General features: G+C 60.6%; 12 protein-coding genes and 3 tRNA genes. 5 read left to right on the forward strand and 10 right to left on the reverse strand.

Annotation, left to right across the window (positions count from 1 at the left end; genetic code table 11):
- Nucleotides 1–83: 83 nt before the first annotated feature.
- The 5 genes from infB to scpB form a co-directional block, all read right to left on the reverse strand.
- Nucleotides 84–3,188 carry a translation initiation factor IF-2 gene (gene infB / locus ACNA0I_RS20880; protein WP_415807954.1) on the reverse strand — a complete coding sequence of 1,035 codons (3,105 nt, stop codon included), beginning with the start codon at nucleotides 3,186–3,188 and terminating at the stop codon, nucleotides 84–86.
- A gap of 81 nt (nucleotides 3,189–3,269) precedes the next feature.
- Nucleotides 3,270–4,748 carry a transcription termination factor NusA gene (nusA, locus tag ACNA0I_RS20885; RefSeq protein WP_094838503.1) on the reverse strand — a complete coding sequence of 493 codons (1,479 nt, stop codon included), beginning with the start codon at nucleotides 4,746–4,748 and terminating at the stop codon, nucleotides 3,270–3,272.
- A complete protein-coding gene (gene rimP / locus ACNA0I_RS20890; protein ID WP_415807955.1) occupies nucleotides 4,745–5,251 on the reverse strand; it encodes a ribosome maturation factor RimP in 507 nt (168 codons plus the stop codon). Before rimP ends, nusA begins: the two co-directional genes overlap by 4 nt.
- A 306-nt stretch (nucleotides 5,252–5,557) precedes the next feature.
- A complete protein-coding gene (gene rluB, locus ACNA0I_RS20895; protein ID WP_415808028.1) occupies nucleotides 5,558–7,426 on the reverse strand; it encodes a 23S rRNA pseudouridine(2605) synthase RluB in 1,869 nt (622 codons plus the stop codon).
- 959 nt (nucleotides 7,427–8,385) lie between these two features.
- Nucleotides 8,386–9,588 (reverse strand): SMC-Scp complex subunit ScpB, encoded by a 1,203-nt coding sequence (gene scpB, locus ACNA0I_RS20900; protein WP_415807956.1) that lies wholly within the window; start codon nucleotides 9,586–9,588, stop codon nucleotides 8,386–8,388.
- 77 nt (nucleotides 9,589–9,665) lie between these two features.
- On the opposite strand from scpB, the gene ACNA0I_RS20905 reads away from it, so the two are divergent.
- Nucleotides 9,666–9,742, forward strand: a tRNA-Met gene (locus ACNA0I_RS20905).
- Nucleotides 9,743–10,480: 738 nt separating this feature from the next.
- Here the strand turns inward: ACNA0I_RS20905 and ACNA0I_RS20910 are convergent.
- Nucleotides 10,481–11,530, reverse strand: a complete 1,050-nt coding sequence (locus ACNA0I_RS20910; RefSeq protein ID WP_415807957.1) for a CobW family GTP-binding protein — start codon at nucleotides 11,528–11,530, stop codon at nucleotides 10,481–10,483.
- Nucleotides 11,531–11,686: 156 nt separating this feature from the next.
- On the opposite strand from ACNA0I_RS20910, the gene ACNA0I_RS20915 reads away from it, so the two are divergent.
- The 3 genes from ACNA0I_RS20915 (at nucleotide 11,687) to ACNA0I_RS20925 (ending at nucleotide 15,720) form a co-directional block, all read left to right on the forward strand.
- Nucleotides 11,687–13,804, forward strand: coding sequence for a bifunctional 2',3'-cyclic-nucleotide 2'-phosphodiesterase/3'-nucleotidase (locus tag ACNA0I_RS20915; RefSeq protein WP_415807958.1), 2,118 nt, complete (start codon nucleotides 11,687–11,689; stop codon nucleotides 13,802–13,804).
- A gap of 418 nt (nucleotides 13,805–14,222) precedes the next feature.
- On the forward strand, nucleotides 14,223–15,137 hold the full coding sequence (locus ACNA0I_RS20920; RefSeq protein ID WP_415807959.1) for a bactofilin family protein: 915 nt from the start codon (nucleotides 14,223–14,225) through the stop codon (nucleotides 15,135–15,137).
- Between the two features lie 7 nt (nucleotides 15,138–15,144).
- Nucleotides 15,145–15,720, forward strand: coding sequence for an N-acetyltransferase (locus tag ACNA0I_RS20925; protein WP_415807960.1), 576 nt, complete (start codon nucleotides 15,145–15,147; stop codon nucleotides 15,718–15,720).
- A gap of 9 nt (nucleotides 15,721–15,729) precedes the next feature.
- On the opposite strand, the gene ACNA0I_RS20930 is transcribed toward ACNA0I_RS20925, so the two are convergent.
- The 3 genes from ACNA0I_RS20930 to ACNA0I_RS20940 all read right to left on the reverse strand — a co-directional run bounded on the left by ACNA0I_RS20930 (nucleotide 15,730) and on the right by ACNA0I_RS20940 (nucleotide 17,408).
- Complete coding sequence (locus tag ACNA0I_RS20930) at nucleotides 15,730–16,143, reverse strand: GreA/GreB family elongation factor (protein ID WP_415807961.1); 414 nt, start codon at nucleotides 16,141–16,143, stop codon at nucleotides 15,730–15,732.
- Between the two features lie 376 nt (nucleotides 16,144–16,519).
- Nucleotides 16,520–16,595 (reverse strand) — tRNA-Asn (locus tag ACNA0I_RS20935).
- Nucleotides 16,596–16,823: 228 nt separating this feature from the next.
- Nucleotides 16,824–17,408: a YceI family protein gene (locus ACNA0I_RS20940; RefSeq protein WP_415807962.1), complete on the reverse strand. Its 585-nt coding sequence runs from the start codon at nucleotides 17,406–17,408 to the stop codon at nucleotides 16,824–16,826.
- A gap of 196 nt (nucleotides 17,409–17,604) precedes the next feature.
- Here ACNA0I_RS20940 and ACNA0I_RS20945 point away from each other — a divergent pair.
- Nucleotides 17,605–17,680: transfer RNA gene (locus tag ACNA0I_RS20945), tRNA-Thr, on the forward strand.
- A gap of 53 nt (nucleotides 17,681–17,733) precedes the next feature.
- On the opposite strand, the gene ACNA0I_RS20950 is transcribed toward ACNA0I_RS20945, so the two are convergent.
- The coding region (locus tag ACNA0I_RS20950; RefSeq protein ID WP_415807963.1) for a hypothetical protein at nucleotides 17,734–18,596 on the reverse strand (863 nt) is incomplete at its 5' end.

Consider the following 18,596-nt stretch of genomic DNA (forward strand, 5'->3'; position numbering starts at 1 on the left):
CCCCCCCAGCCGCAAATTGCGGCCGGGGATGGATTTAGACTTGTGACGGCTCATGTAACACGTATGAAATTCACGATCGCTTTTTACAGCGTACGCGCAATTTCCTTGATTTCGAAGACTTCCAGTTGGTCGCCCACTTGGATGTCGTTGGTGCCGCGCAGCGTCAGACCGCAATCAAAGCCGGATTTGACCTCTTTGACGTCGTCCTTGAAGCGGCGCAACGAATCCAGCTGACCGGTCCAGTGAACCACATTGTTGCGCAAGAGACGAACCTGCGAGTCGCGGCGCACCACACCATCGAGCACCATACAACCCGCAATGTTGCCGATACGGGAAATCGAGTAAACCTCGCGGATCTCGACCAGGCCGATGATCTCTTCTTTTTTCTCGGGCGCCAACATGCCCGACATGGCTGCCTTCACGTCATCCACAGCGTCGTAGATGATGTTGTAGTAGCGCAGGTCGATGCCGTTGTTTTCAGCCAATTTCTTGGCGCTTTGCTCGGCACGGACGTTAAAGCCGATCACCACGGCGTTCGAAGCGATAGCCAGGTTGATGTCGCTTTCCGAGATACCACCCACGGCCGCATGCACAACCTGGACACGGACCTCGTCGGTCGAGAGCTTGGTCAGCGAAGACACCAGGGCCTCTTGAGAGCCTTGAACGTCGGTCTTGACGATCAATGCCAAGGTTTGCGTACCCTCGCCCAGGTTGTCGAACATGGACTCGAGCTTGGCGGCCTGCTGACGCGCAAGTTTGACGTCGCGGAACTTGCCTTGGCGGAACAACGCGATTTCGCGGGCCTTGCGTTCGTCGGCCAGCGCCATCAACTCGTCGCCGGCGGCCGGCACGTCCGTCAAGCCCTGGATTTCGACTGGAATGGACGGCCCAGCTTCTTGGATTTGCTTGCCATTTTCGTCCAGCATGGCGCGAACGCGACCGAAGCTGGCACCAGCCAACACCACATCGCCACGCTTGAGCGTACCGCTCTGCACCAGGATGGTCGCAACCGGACCACGTCCCTTGTCGAGACGGGCTTCGATGACCAGACCCTTGGCCGGTGCTTCGATGGGCGCGGTCAGTTCCAGAATTTCGGCTTGCAGCAAGACGTTTTCGAGCAGGTCGTCGATACCAGCGCCGGTTTTGGCGGACACAGGCACGAACGGCACATCGCCACCGTATTCTTCGGGCACGACTTCCTCGGCGACCAGCTCTTGCTTGACGCGCTCGGGGTTGGCTTCGGGCTTGTCGATCTTGTTGACAGCCACGACCAGCGGCACACCTGCGGCCTTGGCGTGGTGAATGGCCTCGCGAGTCTGCGGCATGACGCCGTCATCGGCGGCAACCACCAGGATCACGATATCCGTAGCCTTTGCGCCACGGGCACGCATGGCGGTAAACGCCTCGTGGCCCGGGGTGTCCAGGAACGTCACCATGCCGCGATCGGTTTGCACATGATAGGCACCGATATGCTGGGTGATCCCGCCGGCTTCGCCAGAGGCGACCTTGGCACGGCGGATGTAATCCAGCAAAGAGGTCTTGCCGTGGTCGACGTGACCCATCACGGTGACTACCGGCGCACGAGGCAGGGCCTCGGCTTCGGTGGCGCCCGGGGTTTCGTCGAGGAAGGCTTCCGGATCGTCGAGCTTGGCAGCGATCGCCACGTGACCGAGTTCCTCGACCACGATCATGGCGGTTTCCTGGTCCAGCACCTGGTTGATGGTGACCATCTGGCCGAGCTTCATCAATTGCTTGATGACCTCTGCGGCCTTGACGGACATCTTGTGTGCCAGGTCGGCCACGCTGATGGTTTCGGGAACGTGCACCTCGCGAGCGATGAATTCCTGTTGCACGGGCTCTTGGCGGCGCTGATCGTTCTGTTGATTACGGCCGCCCTTGCCGCCTTTGCCACCCTTGCCGCCGGCGCGCCAGCCATCACGGCTGGGAGCAGCGGACTTGGTGTCGGCAGGCTTTTTGCGCGACGCATCATCATTCCAGGACGAGGATACCTCTGCCGTCTTGATGGTTTTCTTCGAGCCCGCGCCAGCGCCCGGCTTGGCGTCTTTTTTCGCGCCAGCCGCAGTCTTGCCACTGGGCTTGTGCAGCGTACCCGACAACGGCGCGGCGGCCTCCGGCTCGGGAGCACGCAGGACCTTACGGGGACGATTCAACATCTCGCGCAAGGCGGCGGCCTCGGCCTCGGCGGCACGACGGGCGTCTTCGCGGGACGCGTTATCGCCAGCCGTCTGAGCCAGCGGAGGCGGCGCACGGCGCTCGGCGCGCGTCAAACGAGGCGCGGCAGCGTTGGATTTGGACGAAGAAGCAGGCGGAGTCAGTTTGGAAGACTCGGCAGGAGATTTAGCAACGGTATCGATTTCAGCTTGCACAACAGGTTCCGGCGGGGCCGAGGGGGCCTCGCGCTCGGGAGCGGCCTGCCCAGCGGCAGGCTCAGTCGGGCTAGCCGACTGCTCTGCCGGCACGGGTGCCGGTTCGGGTTGGGGCTCAGGCTCGGCCTGGGCCACGGGGGTAGCAGGTTGAGGCTCAACGCGCGGCGCAGCCTCGGGTTCGGAGACGCCCTCGGCGCCAGAATCGGCAACCACGTTGGGCGTTTCGGCTGCAGGCTTGGCGTCGGCTGCCTCAACCTGGGCATCGTCGGCAGCCGGCGCAGGCGTCGGCTCAACCACGGGTTGGGCGGTCTTGCTCGTTTGATCTTCGGCAGAGACAGTTTGCTCGGCTGCAGGCTCAGCAACAGCGGGCTCAGCCGCTGCCACGGTTTCGTTCGATTCCTGGACAGGAGGCTTGGGTGCCACGGGCGCTGCAGGCGCAAGCGCCGATACAGACGACTCGGCCTCAGCCTGTTGTGCAGCGGCCTGTTCCTGGGCGATCTCGGACGGATCCCGCTTGACGAACACGCGTTTTTTGCGGACTTCGACCTGAATGGTACGAGAACGGCCGGTGGCATCTGCCTGGCGGATCTCGGAGGTCTGGCGACGCGTCAAGGTGATCTTCTTGCCCTCGGTCGCGCCATGAGCGCGGCGCAGAGAGTCGAGCAGCTTCGCCTTGTCGCTGTCGGTTACCGCGTCGTCTACCGAGTTGAGGTCAACACCGGCCGAACGCAGCTGCTCGAGCAGCACGTTGGCTGGCATTTTCAGCTCGGTAGCGAACTGGGCGACAGTATTACTCGACATTAGGCTATCTTCCCTCTATATGCAGCGATTACAACAACGATGAATGGGTTTTGAATCAAACGCTTGGCAGGATGCCGCCGGTTATTCTTCGTTGAACCAATGGGCCCGGGCACGCATGATCAAGTCGCTGGCCTGTTGCTCGTCGATCCCGGCGATTTCCGCCAGCTCGTCGGTAGCCAGCTCTGCCAGATCATCACGGGTCAGCACTTGTCGCTCGGCCAGCTTGGCAGCCAGCTCGGGCGTCACGCCTTCGAGCTCGAGCAGGTCCTGGGCCGTTTCAAGGCGTTCTTCCTGGGCGATGGCCTCGGTCAAGAGCGCATTGCGGGCACGGGCGCGCAACTCGTTGATGGTGTCTTCGTCAAACGCTTCGATTTCCAGCAACTCAGGCAGGGGCACGTAAGCGATTTCCTCGATACCGGTAAACCCTTCATCAATCAGGATGTCGGCGACTTCTTCGTCGACGTCCAGCTTGTTCATGAATGTGGTGCGCAGGCCGGCGCGCTCGGATTCCTGGCGGCTGAGGCTTTCTTCTGGCGTCATGATGTTGATCTGCCAGCCGGTCAGCTCGGAAGCCAGGCGCACGTTCTGCCCCTTGGCGCCGATGGCCTTGGGCAGGTTTTCCTCGTCGACCACCACGTCCATGGCGTGTTTGTCTTCGTCGACCACGATCGATTCGACATTGGCCGGCGCCAGGGCGCCGATGACGAATTGCGCAGGGTCCTCGGACCAGAGCACGATATCGACCTGCTCGCCGCCCAGTTCGTTACGCACGGCGGTCACACGCGAGCCGCGCATCCCGACACACGTTCCGATAGGATCGATACGCTTGTCGTAGGCGACCACGGCGATCTTGGCGCGTACGCCCGGGTCACGTGCAGCAGCCTTGATCTCGAGCAGACCCTGTTCGATTTCGGGGACTTCGTTCTCGAACAGCTGACGAATGAAATCGGGCGACGTACGCGACAGGATGACCTGTTGGCCGCGGGCAGCGTGATCGACCTTGAGCACATAAGCGCGCAGACGATCACCGACGCGGAAATTTTCCTTCGGGATCATTTCGGAGCGCGGCAACCGGGCTTCGATCTTGCCGGTTTCGACAATGATGTCGCCCTTGTCCATGCGCTTGATCGTGCCGGAGATGATGGTCTCGCCACGATCAAGGAAGTCGTTGAGGACCTGCTCGCGCTCGGCGTCACGGATTTTTTGCAGGATGGCCTGCTTGGCAGCCTGCGCGCCGATACGGCCGAACTCGATCGGCTCGAGCGGTTCTTCGATGTATTCGCCCACCTGGATATTGGGCTGAATTTCGATGGCGTCGGACAGCATTTCCTGTTTGTCAGGCTCTTGCAGGCCAGCCTCGTCAGGCACCACCAGCCACCGGCGAAAACCCTCGTGGCTGCCAGTCTCGCGATCGATGGAGACGCGGATTTCGGCGTCGTCCTTGAAACGCTTTTTCATGGCCGAAGCCAGCGCGCTCTCGAGCGCTCCGAATACGACTTCGCGCGTGACGTTTTTCTCACGCGCCAAGGCATCGACCAACAGAAGAATTTCGCGACTCATCGCTTTTTGCCCTTGAAATCCAGAACGGGATCCAGTTTGGCACGCTCGATATCACCGAACGTGAAACTCAATACCTGAATGTCGTTCTTTTTTGCCTCAAATTCGAGACCGAATACGGTCTGCTGCGCATTGGCCGCCGCGTCGCCCTCTGCGCTCTGCTCTGCCTCAGGCAGCGACAGAATGCCGGAAAACACCTTACGTCCATCCAGCGGCTCGCGCAGTTTGATCTCGATACGTTCGCCCACGAAACGGCGCAGCTCGGCCTCGGTGCGCAACGGACGATCCGTGCCCGGCGAGCCGACTTCGAGCCGCTTGTAGTCGATGTTTTCGACTTCGTAGACGCGCGACAACTGGCGCGAGACCTGCTCGCAATCCTCGATGCGCACGCCGCCGACCTTATCGATGGTGACGCGCAATAGGCCGAGCGCAGCACGTTCGACGTCGACCAATTCGACGTCCATGCCGGCCAATGCCTGTTGGGTCAATGCGTAAATATCTGCCATACACTCAAAAAAAATGGGCTGCAAACCCAGCCCACTGTATTGCCTGGTCCTCGGATTACCGGCCGATGGGACACCCCACCAGCACTCAACACCGAACCCAAGCCCAAAAGAAGCACACCCGAATACCTATCCAGGCGACAGCATATGCTGCGGCACATGACAAGGACGCACCCGGGGATCACCCGCGGATTCATACGCGCCATGAAAACCAATGATTTTACCAGATAATTACGAAAATTGCCTGCTATGTCGCGGGTTTACGCCAAGGGCACCAGGACGGTGCCTTTGGCGTCGCGGCGTTACCACTCAGCGGTCGCCGCGCCCACGGCCGCCACCGAGAAAGCCCAGGCGCGACTCGTGCGCCGAGGCGCTCTTGGGCTGCCAATCGTCGCCTTTGGGACCGCGCTGCGGACGGCCTTTAGCGCCGCCGTTGCCCTGCGGCTTGCCATTGCGAGCCGCCTGATTACCACGCGGGCCGCCCTGGCCGCCGCCGGGTTTTCCATTGGGCCGATTCGGACCTTTGCGCTGGCCGCCGGGTACGCCGGGAACGCCCGGTGCCGACGCAGCCACCTCGCCACCCGGCCCCTTGGGGCGACGTGGCTTGCCATGCTTTGAAAACTTGCCATCGCCACGCTTGTTGCCGCCCTGATAGCCGCCTTCACCGCTATTGCCGCCTTGGCCAGCATTGCCGTAGCCACCGCTACCGCCCTGGCCGCCCGCCGGATTGCCGCCCGCATTGCCTTGACCACCGCCGAATTGAGCGCTCGGGCCCTTGCCGCCGCGCCGCCCGCCTGCCTTGTGGCCACCCTGCATACCTGCAGGCTTGCCACCGGGTTTGCCGCCCTTGCCACCACGCCCACCGTCTTTACCGAGCGGATGCCCATTGGCGTATCCGCCCGTGAACATCAAGCCGGTACCGAAAGGATCGGACGGCGAGGATGCCACCTGGCCGGCACTGCCTGGGCGTCCGCCCTGCAATTTGCCACGGCGGCCGATGCGCGCACCATTCATGCCGTTGCGGTCCATTGTGCCAAATCCGGGCGGTAAAGCGCTGTCATGCGAACGCGGTTGACGCATATGGCGACCGCCCTCTGCATCGTCGTCCTCGCGCAACAGACCCAACTGCACCATCAGCGCTGTCACCAAGGAGGAATCCAACTCATCCCAACGGCCGCGACGCAGATTACGCGGCAACACCAAGTCACCAAAGCGAGTGCGGATCAGGCGGCTGACCGTCACGCCTACCGCCTCGAACATCCGGCGGACTTCGCGGTTGCGCCCTTCTTGGAGCGTAACGCGATACCACCGGTTGCTGCCGTCGCCGCCCAGATAATCCAGCGAGCCAAAGGCAGCCATGCCGTCTTCGAGTTGAATGCCCTCGACCAGGGACTTGCGGGTCGCATCGTCCATTTCGCCCAGCACACGGACCGCGTACTCACGCTCGGTACCGTAACGGGGATGCATGATGCGATTGGCCATATCACCCGATGTGGTGAAAATCAGCAGCCCTTCGGTGTTCAGATCCAGACGTCCGACCGACAGCCATTTGCCGGTACGCAGTTTGGGCAAACGCGCGAACACATTGGCGCGGCCACCAGGATCGTCGTGGCTCACGATTTCGCCTGCAGGCTTGTGATACAGGATGACACGAGGCGGTTTTCGCGTATTGGTGCGGGCAACCGGCTTGCCGTTGACCCGGACCAGGTCGGTCGGCGAAACGCGCTGACCGATGTGCGCCGGCTCACCGTTGACCGACACGCGGCCGGCGGTGATCAATTCTTCCATTTCGCGGCGCGAGCCAATGCCGGCGTCCGCCAGGACTTTGTGCAGTTTGGGCATCGCTGCGTCGCTATTCAGATATTTGCCCAGGCGCTGCTCGCTACGATCAGTATGTTCTAAATAAGAGAGCATTTGCTCGGCCTCACGTTCGGCGCCGCGGCCGCCAGCCACCTCGCCCGACGGCACCACCGGCGCGCCATCCACCGATCCCGGCGCCCCCGCGACACCCGTCGCATCGCCACGACGGCGACGGAACGGGGTACGCAGCTTACGGCCACGACTGCCACGCGCCGCATTGGGATCCCCTTCATTGGCCTGGCCTGCCGCAGCCTGCGCAAACTCGGCAGTGGCGGGCGACGCCTCGCCAGACTCCGACGCCGGACGCTGATTTGCCATGGCATTTCCGCCGCGCCGCCGATTCGGACGACCCTCGGTAACGACGGGCTCTGCCGAAGCAGCACTTTCAGACCCGATCGACGCAAAAGACTCGGCTACGGGCTTCACAGCAGGCTCGGCGGACTCGAACAGTTCAGCCTGACCCGATGCGCGGATTTCTGCGACAACCGGCCGGGCACGCACAGAGGGGACAGAGCCTGCAGAGAACGATCCAACTGCTCCCTCATGCGAAGCAGGCTGCGGGGCAGCGCGTTCCATTGCAGCAACAGGCGCGTTACGCTCGGTTGCTGCGGAAGACACGCCCGGCGCTGCCGTGACGACGGGCGAGGTGGCGTTTTCTGCCACGGCCGGCGTCACCGCCTCGGCCGATGCCGCGCCTGCGGCGGCTTTGCGGGTACGCGTACGCTTTACGGCGGGTTCTGCCGCAACCGCCTCAGCCGGGCCGCTCGCTGCCACCTTGGATTTGGTCGATTTACTCGCCGCCGATTTAGGCGCAGCAACTTTGGGCTGCGTAACGGAGTCGGAAACCGAGTCTGCCGTGGAGCCGTCTGCCACCGCTTTATCGGCCGCCGACTTCGAGGCTGCCGTTTTTCTGGCTGCAGTCTTTGCAGCCGGTTTAACCGCCGTCGACTTGACCGCTACAGGCGTGTCGTCTGCCGACTTGGCCTTCGCCCTGGACGATGCAGGTTTGTCCCCTGCCGACTTGGCGGCGGACTTGGTTGCAGCCGTCTTCGTTGCTGCTTTAGTCGCTGCAGACTTGGTCGCGGCCTTTGTTGCTGCTGCTTTGGTCGCGGGCGCTTTCACCGTCGACTTGGCCGTCGCAGATTTGCTCGCAGCGCTTTTAGTCGTTCGGGCTTTCGTCGCAACAGGCGACTCTCCGGCCAGCGAATCAGGAACAGAATCGTCTTGCATTTTTTTACGTGTCATTTCGGTTGTCACGGGGACAGCTCCAGAATTCTTTAAGCTTTCGCCAATCCGCCTTGCGCGGATTGGTCTTCGTCATCAGCGGAAGGAGAATCCTCGACCTCGGAGGCCTCGGCCTCGGGCGCAGACTCCTGCGATTCCGCTTCGGTAATTGTTGATTCGGCGTCGGTGCGAGGCGTCTCCAGCCCAGCTTCGTCGGCCACGGCGGGATCTGCATCCAACACCGCCACATCTTCGCCAGATGCCTCAGCATCCGTCTCGGATAACACTGCGACACGATCGGCCACTTCAGCGTCTACCTCTACCGGCACAGGCTCAAGCGTCGCATCGGCATCCTCTACCGGCACAGACTCCGACGTCGTATCGGCGTCCGCCTCTACCGGCGCAGGCTCGAATGTCGCCTCAGCGTCAACAGCCGTGTCGTCGATGGACGCAACATCCTCCGTATCGGATACGGCTGGCGTGTCCGGCTCGGCATTGGCGTCCTCGCTGGAGACCGACGCAGAACCAGAAGGCTCATCCCCAGATGCACTTTCGACCGGCTCCGCGGCCTCAGCGGAAACAGCAGCATCGCCCTCGGCAGCCTCTGTCCCGGCATCGCCCGCTTCAGCACCCAGCGATTCGGGAGCACCTGCGCCGGGCTCCGCCGCCTGAGGATCACTGACCTCGAGGGTGACTTCGGACCCCCCCAGATCCAGCCCCTGCAACGCGGCGGCGGCCTGCGCGCTATCCAACGGCGGCAACTCGTCCAGCGCGCGCAGCCCCAGATCATCGAGAAATTGCCGCGTCGTGCCAAACAAGGCGGGTCGCCCCGGCGCATCGCGATGGCCGATGACCTCGATCCAGCCGCGGTCCTCGAGGGTCTTGACGATTTGAGACGAGACCGTCACACCGCGAATGTCTTCGATGTCACCGCGCGTCACCGGCTGGCGCCAGGCCACGATCGCCAGCGTTTCCATCACGGCGCGAGAATATTTGGGCGGCCGCTCGGGATTCAGGCGTTCCAGATAGCGCTGCATTTGCGGGCGACTCTGAAAACGCCACCCTGTCGCCAACTGCGCCAAGTCCATTCCGCGGTTGGCCCAATGTTCCTGCAGTTCCTGCAGCATCGTCCGCAGTCTGTCGTTATCGAAATCCGGGTCTTCGCCGAACAGCTTGCGCATTTCGGTCAATGGCATGGGCTGGCTGGCGCATAGCAGCGCAGCTTCCAGCACATAAGTTGCCTCGCTATTGTCCATTGAGCTTCTGTCTACCTACATAAAAAGGGCAAATTTGCAACGAGTCTGAAAAGACGCTATGATTTCGTTCTCTCAGACGCGGGGTGGAGCAGTCTGGCAGCTCGTCGGGCTCATAACCCGAAGGTCGTAGGTTCAAATCCTGCCCCCGCAACCAAATTTCTTAAAGGCCTGGCTCACCGCCGGGCCTTTTTGTTTGTTGTGATGATCGTCGCACGCTTGCTGGGCAAAACCGGCTTGGGCGGCAGCGCCGAGATCGGCGCCCGCCCGCCCACAGGAGCCATGAAGCTCCGATAGCGGAAAAACCGATGTAGCGTGGACTTGCGTAATGTTCACGACGTTCCTGTTAGACGTAGCATCGTGCCGCCCTGCACCGAAAAGCGCCTTGGGCTTGCACCATGCCGCGCGTATCAGTGCGCAGCGCCGCACCAGCGGCATTTGCTGAAAAAATGAACCTGAATCGCCTGGCCCCAAAGCGCAGGACGGAGACACAGGACACCCCTTCCCCGGAGCGATACACCTGTCAGACCGATGGCACCCTGTGACTATACACAGGACGAACTCGTCTGATAGCGACACTAAGCCGACGATTTTTAGACATATGGGACGACCATCTGTCTGCATGACCGGCCAGCACGGGCGGCCTGCCAACTCATCCGGCAACCCTCACGACCAGCGCTGGATCCGTTGTAACGGCACCCGCTGTCGGACGGCCCACCACGGAAATACCCGCCGCGGCTTTGCCTGCACCCCTAGCTAGGCAACACGGTTATACCGGAGCACATTGCCTGCCCATGGAGGCTGGCGGCTGGAGTGACGTTGGTCTACATGAAGACAGTTCCTCAATTATACCCACAATGCCCTCACAGACAAAGCATGGCACGACAATCGGCAACTAGGATCGGGCAGCGAGCCCCTCGGGTCCGGACAGTTGCAGCGAACTGCGTAACTCGCGGATCAGGATTTCAGGATCCAATTCACGGACAATCAACACCAGCCAGGAACGATGCTCACCATCAGGCCAAGCCGCCAACGGCTCAAAGGGATAAAGATCGCGATGCACACCATGAATGGCGCAAGGCAAAGCCTCGCCCTCGAATCCGATCAGGCCCTTGATGCGCAACAAACCGCGATGATGCGCCTCCTGGAGTTGCGCCATGCCTTTCACAAACAGGGCTCGGCTGACGGGCGCCGACCATTGCAATACTGCATGCCTGACCTGAGGATGGCGGGCACCGCCTAACGACGAAAAGCCCGTTAGCCAGCGATTCGATTCATCCGGATTCGTCTGCGGGTGGTCGAGCCCAGGCATGACCAGGCGTTCATCCAGTGGTGCATCAGGCTGTTGCACCAAGACCGGCACGCCGGGGCTGGTCTGCCGGACCCACTGAATCGCCTCATCCAGCACCGTGGGCGCGACGAGATCTGCTTTGGTGCACACCACCATATCCGCCGCGGCCACCTGCTGCGCAGCCTCGGGCTGTTCCAGCAATTGGGCCCGAATGTGTTTCGCGTCCACGACAGTGATGGTGCCGCGGTAAACATAACGCTCGGCCACAAAGTGCTCATGACGCAACGTGAACAAAATCGCGGCAGGCGTAGCCAGTCCTGTCGTCTCAATCAGTACCCGGCGAAAGCGTGGAATCTGCCGGCGCAATGCCGACATAAAAAGTTCACGCAAGGTGTTGACCAGATCCCCATTGACGGAACAGCAAATACAGCCGCCTTCGATGAGAACGATACGGCCATCCGCATGGCGCAACAAATGATGATCGACACCGATATCGCCCACTTCGTTGACGATGACGGCCGCGTCCGCATACGCAGGCTCGCGCACCAGCCGATTGAGCAGTGTGGTTTTGCCGCTGCCCAGAAAGCCGGTCAACACCGTCACGCCGATGCGATGATCGGCAGCGTCAGGAGAAGATTGCGTAGAAATAGACATGACGAAATTTTGACGGCTCTGCTCCACAAAAGAAAGGGAGAACGCAAGGACATCATTCGACATATTGTCATCTCTCGGAAATCCGTTGGTCACACCCCCGTCAGCAATAGCCCTAATACTCGGCGACTCTATTTATAACTACACCAGGAGTTTCCGATGTCTGTGCGCGTGCCGTTCCTGAACCCTCGCCGAGCCTTCCCGCGAGTGATGCTTGCGCTGGCTTTGGCCGGTTCCCTTTCTGCTTGCAGCAACAGTGACGACTCTGACGACGACAACACGCCGCCACCAGAGGCTCAGGAAAAAGCCTCGGCAAATCTGGCCCTGCTGGCGACGACCGATCTGCATTTCAACGTTCGCAGCTACGACTATTTCAAGCTCGCAGAAGACCCGACCTATGGTTTTGAGCGCACAGCCACGCTGATCCGCGCTGCCCGCCAGGAATTCCCGAATACGTTGCTCGTGGACAACGGCGACACGATCCAAGGAACGGCGCTGGCCGATTACGAGGCCCAGGTATCGCCCATCACCTGCAGCCAACAATCGTCCATGTACAAGGCGATGGCGGTATTGCAGTACGACGCAGGCACCCTGGGCAACCATGAATTCAACTATGGACTGCCCTATTTGAACCAAGTGCTGGGCGGCGGACTGAACGTGGAAGGCGTAGACCCCAGCCTGTCATGCACGGGCCCGGGATTCCCGATGACGCTGGCCAACGTGCAAAGCGTTGCCAGCGGCAAAGAACTGCTGCCGCCCCACGTCATCCTGGAACGCGAAGTCAACGCCACGCAAGAGGACGGCGACCCCGTCAAGCTGCCCATCAAAATCGGCGTGATCGGCCTGACCACCCCTGGCATCATGAACTGGGATAAGCGCTACCTCGAAAACAAGGTCACGATCAGCGACGGCCGCGCCGCCGTTCAAGCCCAAGTCGCCCAAGCGCGCGCCGAAGGCGCCGATCTGGTTTTCGTATTGCTGCACGGCGGGATGAGCGATGCAGACTATTCCGCGGACATGGAAAATCCCGGCCTGTACATTGCGCAGGTCGCCGGTATCGACGGTCTGGTCATGGGGCATCAGCACAGCACATTCCCCGATCGCAGCAAGAGTCCCGCCTATACCTATCCCGGCGTGGACAATGCCGCCGGCACGGTATACGGCGTGCCGGCTGTCATGGCCAGCTCATGGGGCAAGGGCCTGGGCGTGATTGACTACGCCCTGCGGTGGGATGGCAAGGCGTGGAGCATCGACACCTCGAAAACCACAGCTGAAATACGCACCATTCAAAGCACCGACGCCAACGGCGGCACGCAATATGTCGCGGCCGACTCGGCTGTCGCTGCCTCTGTGCAGACACAACACGAAGCCGCAGTGGAATATGTCAAAACACCCATAGGCAACTCGAACTTCCGCATGAGCACGCTGTTTGCTGATGTCGGGGATCCGGGCGCGATTCAGTTGGTCAATCAGGCACAGCAGGCCTATGTCAGCGACTATGTGGCCGCCAATCTGCCTCAGTATGCCGACCTGCCCATCCTGTCGATCAGCGCGCCGTTCAAAGCGGGATTCCAAGGGGGCGGCGACTACACCGATGTCGCGCCGGGCGCATTGGCCATTTATCATGCCGCGGACCTGTATCTGTACCCCAACACGGTGTATGCCGTGAAGGTCACGGGTGCCGAGCTCAAGCTCTGGCTGGAAAATGCCGCCTTGCGCTTTAACCGGATCGATCCGTCATCGACACAGGATCAGTGGCTGATCAAAGACACCAAAACGGGTCAAGTGCCCTCGGGGCAATCCGCTTTCGCTGGCTACAACTTTGATATGTTCACCACGCCAGATTTGCGATATGAGATCGACGTCACCCAACCCCAGGGCAGCCGCATCAAGAATCTGACGTATCTCGATGCGCCGGTAGATGGCAAGGAGTTCATCGTTGCCACCAACAACTATCGCGCCGAAAGCAGCGCTCGCTATATTCTGGGCGACGGCAAGGCATTTGATATTGTCTACGCATCCCCCGATGCGAATCGCGATGTAGTGATCAACTACATCAAGAGCAACCCGCAAATCACCCGCAGCGCAAATGGCTCGGCGCGCAGCTGGCGGTTTACTCCTGTGAATACGGCAGGCGCCGTGCTGTTCAAATCAGGCAAAGACTCATTGAGCGTTGCGCAAGCAGCCGGCCTGACGGGAATCGCACTGGTCAATGCCGATGATGGCTCGGGCGAAGGACGCGCGGTCTACAGCATTGACCTGTCGCAGACCAACTGAGCTGCTGAGTCTGCGCGACGGGGCCGCGCCCCGTCGCACCGATCCAGAAACACGAAAACGCCAGCGGGTGTGCAAACCTGCTGGCCTTGGCCTACAATTCGCTTCCATGTATAGCCGCCAGACCTCTTCGCGCACTCTGCTGCGTGCGACAGCCACCGCCCGGTGGCCGATCCGGCGTGCTCGACATCCACTGTCCACAAGCGCCGGCCCAGCCGCGGCTTTCGCCGCACTTGACTAGCCCGGCGACCTCCCACTCATCTTTTTTGCGCAATTCCTAGGTCGTCGGGCATCAGCCGCGCGAATAGGTGCTGCTCGTTTTTTACGATAGCGCTCTGGAAACCACGGCCATCCCAACGCGGATGGCGTTGCCGCAACGCTGCGGCATGCCCCGGCGCACAGACCACACGAGCACACCCCTATGGCCAGCCACCATACGGCATTGGCCAGCCCAGGGACTCGCATGGACATCACCAAGGACTTCATCAAACTCAAACAGCCCTGCGCTGACGGTTTTCGCTGGTATCTGCGCCATGCGCCACCGCAAGGCACCTACCAACAATTGCTGGACGCGCTCGTTGCTGATGGCCGCACCAAGGATGCGTGCTGGTTGCTGGATCAATTCGGGCCGACGGACGCAGTATTGAAACTGGACCACCTGGATGCAGAAGACGTTGTCTTTGCAGGCGCAATAGAAGTCCGAGGCACACTGGATGTCACCGGCACGTTGCGTACTGGACGAGGCATTCGCGTGGGCGGTGGAATGCGGGTTCAGGATCGCTTGCAGGCAGGCGACGACATTCATTGCTCCGGCGCGATATTTTGCGGCGACACGCTACACGTGAACGGCCGTGTTCACGCTGCGTGGAACATCCTCGTCCAGGGTGAGCTCGACTGCGAAAGCATTCGCGCAGGCTGGGACCTGACATGCACCGGCCCCGCTCGAGTGCGCGGCGCAGTGCACGCCGGTCAGGACCTGCAGGTCAACACTCTGCATTGCGAAAAAAGCATTCGCGTGGCCGGGAACGTTACCAGCGAGGCAGATATTGTCACGCGTCAAGGTGTCGAATGCGGCGGATCATTGCAATGCGGCGGACACCTCTATGCAGGCTGGGGCATCAAGGCGCTGACGGAAATATCTGCAGCCAACGCCATCAGCGCCGGAGAAAGCCTGTATACCGAAGGCGAGATTTGCGCGGGCGAGGGCTACGGCATCTATGCCGGCCTGCAGGTGCCCGAACACGCATGGGAAAGCAGCGCGAACGTGCACGCATGCCGCCGGCCCGGAAGTCTGCGCAGCGGCCATTGGGCTGCGGTTGACGATACGCAAAGGTAGAGGCGACATGAGAATCGATGTAGCCCGCGGAGGCACCCGACTGGAGGCTGAGCTGGACTCGCTGTACCCCCATTGCCTGCGAAACGCAGCCGTAGACGGGACAATATTTTTACCCAATCTGCGCGACAGGCCCCTGCCCCGCTATCGCCGCACCGCATCGGGTGAAACCTTTTTGTATATAGAAGATCCGGCAAAACGCTGGCTGGCCGGCAGCACCACTTTCAATCGCGTGACAGGACTGGATCGTAGACTGGATCAATACATACGATCCCCACATTCCCGTTACCGAGAGCCTTATCAACGCCGAGGGCTCGCCAAGCGCGTCTATCTGGAAGCGCTGAACGCCGGCCTGTGCCTGCTGAGCGGCGCCCGTCAATCACCTGGCGCATTGGAACTCTGGCGATCACTGAGCGCACACTATCCATTGCACCATGTGCGATTGCAGGGCAAGCAGCTGATCGACCTGGGCAGATCTATCGAATGGAAAACATTCGAAGACCTGCACACCCGGCTACTACTGTGCGGCGCAGGCTGGACCGCGCAACGGCTGCTCGCGCTGGCGGCCGGCAATCCGCCGCGCTGACAACACGCCTCAAAGGGCGAGCTCGCCGCTGGCTTCAGGCTGAAACAACAGAGCCTCGATGTGCAGGCTCGACGCGGCACCGCTGGGGTCGGCCCAGGATACCGTTGCCCCTACGCGATGACCCAGCAACTGGCCCCCCACGGCAGACAGCACGGATAAAAATCCCTTGGCGGCATCGGCCTCGCCTGGATAGCAAATCGTGATCTCGCGAACGTTGCCGTCCTGATCGCGTACGCGCACGCGTGAATTCACGGTCACGACATCGTCGGGGATATCGCTGGGCATCATGAAGTCGCCTTCGTCGAAGCCTTCCAGCACCGTGTGGGCCAGGCCATCCGGCGTGGGAAATCGTGCGGCGAGGCGTTCGACGCGGACCCGGTCGAGCTCAGAGAAAATGCGTTCGGTATTAGAAACAGCGGTCATCATGGACTCCTGACAGACAGAAAAAATAGGGAATGTCTGGCTTGGCCCGGCAGCAAACTCCTGAAGATGGAGTTCTGATCTGCTGCCGGGCTTAGGAGTCTGCGTCGGTGCTGTGAGCCCTGTTGAACGAGCGCGCGCCAACGGCGCACCGGCATCCAGTGCGCGCAAAAGCAACGATAGCGAAGGCAAATCGAGCAGCCGCGTTCATGTAGGGAATGGTACCTCATATGTGCTGCCCACTGAAGACAGTGGACAGCCATCAGAGTTGAAGGCTATGCGCTGGATTCAACGCAAAAAAAGAAAGCCAGAAAAGCAAAACGCCACCTGAAAGGCGGCGTTGAATTTGCTGTGTCGGTACTTCTCTTTAGCGTTTTTTTGGCTCCCCGAGCTGGGCTCGAACCAGCGACCTGCGGATTAACAGTCCGTCGCTCTACCGACTGAGCTATCGGGGAACTGCTAAAGAAACGAGATTATGAACGAATTTTTGGAAGTGTGCAAGTCGAGGGAAAGAAAATCTATATTTTTTTGCTCTGCACTTTTCTCGCTGAGTTTATCGATCCCTCAATGGCCGGTCGGCGAGCTTTATCGACGATCAACAATCAAGGCAGCGGCCCGCGAAACCATTCGATCGGACCGCTGGTGCACATGGCTGGAGCCTGTTGCCCGAAACCCGCGCAAGGCTATTGCCGACGTTGGCCTTCCACTTGGATTTTCAACTCTACCTCTGGCTTGAATCCCATATTCAACGCAAAATCGATCCCGTAATCCGCACGATTGAACTCGGCCGACACATCGGCGCCGCAGGCCTCGCGCTTGGTCATGGGGTGCATGATGCACTTGAAGTCATCAATGTCTAGCGTAATGGGCCGGGTCACACCATGCATAGTCAGTTCACCGCGGGCCTTGTCCGGCACGTCACCGTCAAACTCGGTGAATTTCCCTTTGAAGACGGCAGTGGGATAACGCTCGACATCGAGGATATCGGCCGCCATCGCGTGCTTGTTCATTTCGTCATGTCCGAAATCAACGGATTTCATATCTACGGTAACGTCGATACTGCCTGTGCGCGCAGCGCGATCCAGAACGACGGTGCCGCTAGAGCGGTTGAACTTGCCGCGCCAGGTCGATAATCCACCCATATGATCGGCCTCAAAGCTGGGATACGTATGGTCGGGATCCAGGTCGTAGGTGACCGGCTCGGCGGCGGCCGCAGCGCTCAGCGCAATGGTGCAAGCGAACGTAAAGGCTTTGACTACTGTGTGCATAGGGACTCCTGATTAATGAACCGGCGGATGCGGCGTTCGTAGACTGACTGACAAATACTGCAACCGTTCGTGCGACGCAAGGACAAATTCGTTGTTCATCTCGACAGGAGCCAAAAATTTCTGATATGATTTCGGTCTTTGGTGCTGCGCCACTGGTGTAGACACTACTGGCAAAGGCGCATCAGCGCTAATGCACGCCGGCATAGCTCAGTTGGTAGAGCAGCGCATTCGTAATGCGAAGGTCGGGGGTTCGACTCCTCTTGCCGGCACCAGGATTCAAAAAAGGCTGACCTTGGGTCAGCCTTTTTTCTTTTCCGTGCCTGATTTATTTGGCGTGCTTGGGTGGCTTGTCCGGGGTGCAGCCAGCGCGCCGAGGCAAATCGGCGCTCGCCGCAAGACGCAAGCTACCGCCCTTGCCGGCCGCAGCATAGACCAGCGTCTGCGCACGCCACGCAGAGAGATCTGCATATTTCACCCGCGCATCCGATGGCCCATCGCCAGGATTGAACTCGAGCTTGGGCAAATCGGTGCAACTGTCCAGATCGAGCCTGGCCAACTCGCGCCCCTCGGGCCAGCGCACGGCACGAAATGTCGGTCCTACTTGATAGCTCTGTTCTCGGCCGCGGCTAAAAACTCTGCCGATATTGGGCAAGTCGACCCATTTATCGGGTTCGATCTGGATGTACTGCGTACGGCGCGCACGTGCCAAGTAAGCCACCCCATCAGACATATCGAGCAGGCGACCCTCACCCAGATAAACCACCCGGAACGGCGCGTGCTGAATCATCACCGTGTCGTCCCATGCCGTCTGAATACGGGTCCAACCCGCCATGCCCGCGTCCAGGAAACGGTTCTCATGCAAGCCGTCGCGCTTGGCGTCGCTCGACATGGAAATACGCTGCACCTGCAATTGGCCTTGTGCCACGCGCACGCGCGCCAGGGCCGTCTCGCCCCCGGTAAAGAACACCAGCATGCCATCGGGCAAAGGTTGAATCGGACCCGCACAGTAAAAGCGCTTGAAATCGCGGCCGGGAAACAGCAGGAGACTCACCTCGTCACCGCAAAGCTTGGCGCCGTTGAACATGACCTGGTAGGTGTAGCCGCTCTGGCGTTGACCCGTGGCAGGATTGGTTTGGCCGTAAGGGATGCGTTCGCCGCGTAAACCATCCCGATCGTATAGCACCTCGG

Source organism: Bordetella muralis (assembly GCF_965139205.1).
Classification (GTDB): domain Bacteria; phylum Pseudomonadota; class Gammaproteobacteria; order Burkholderiales; family Burkholderiaceae_B; genus Bordetella_A; species Bordetella_A muralis.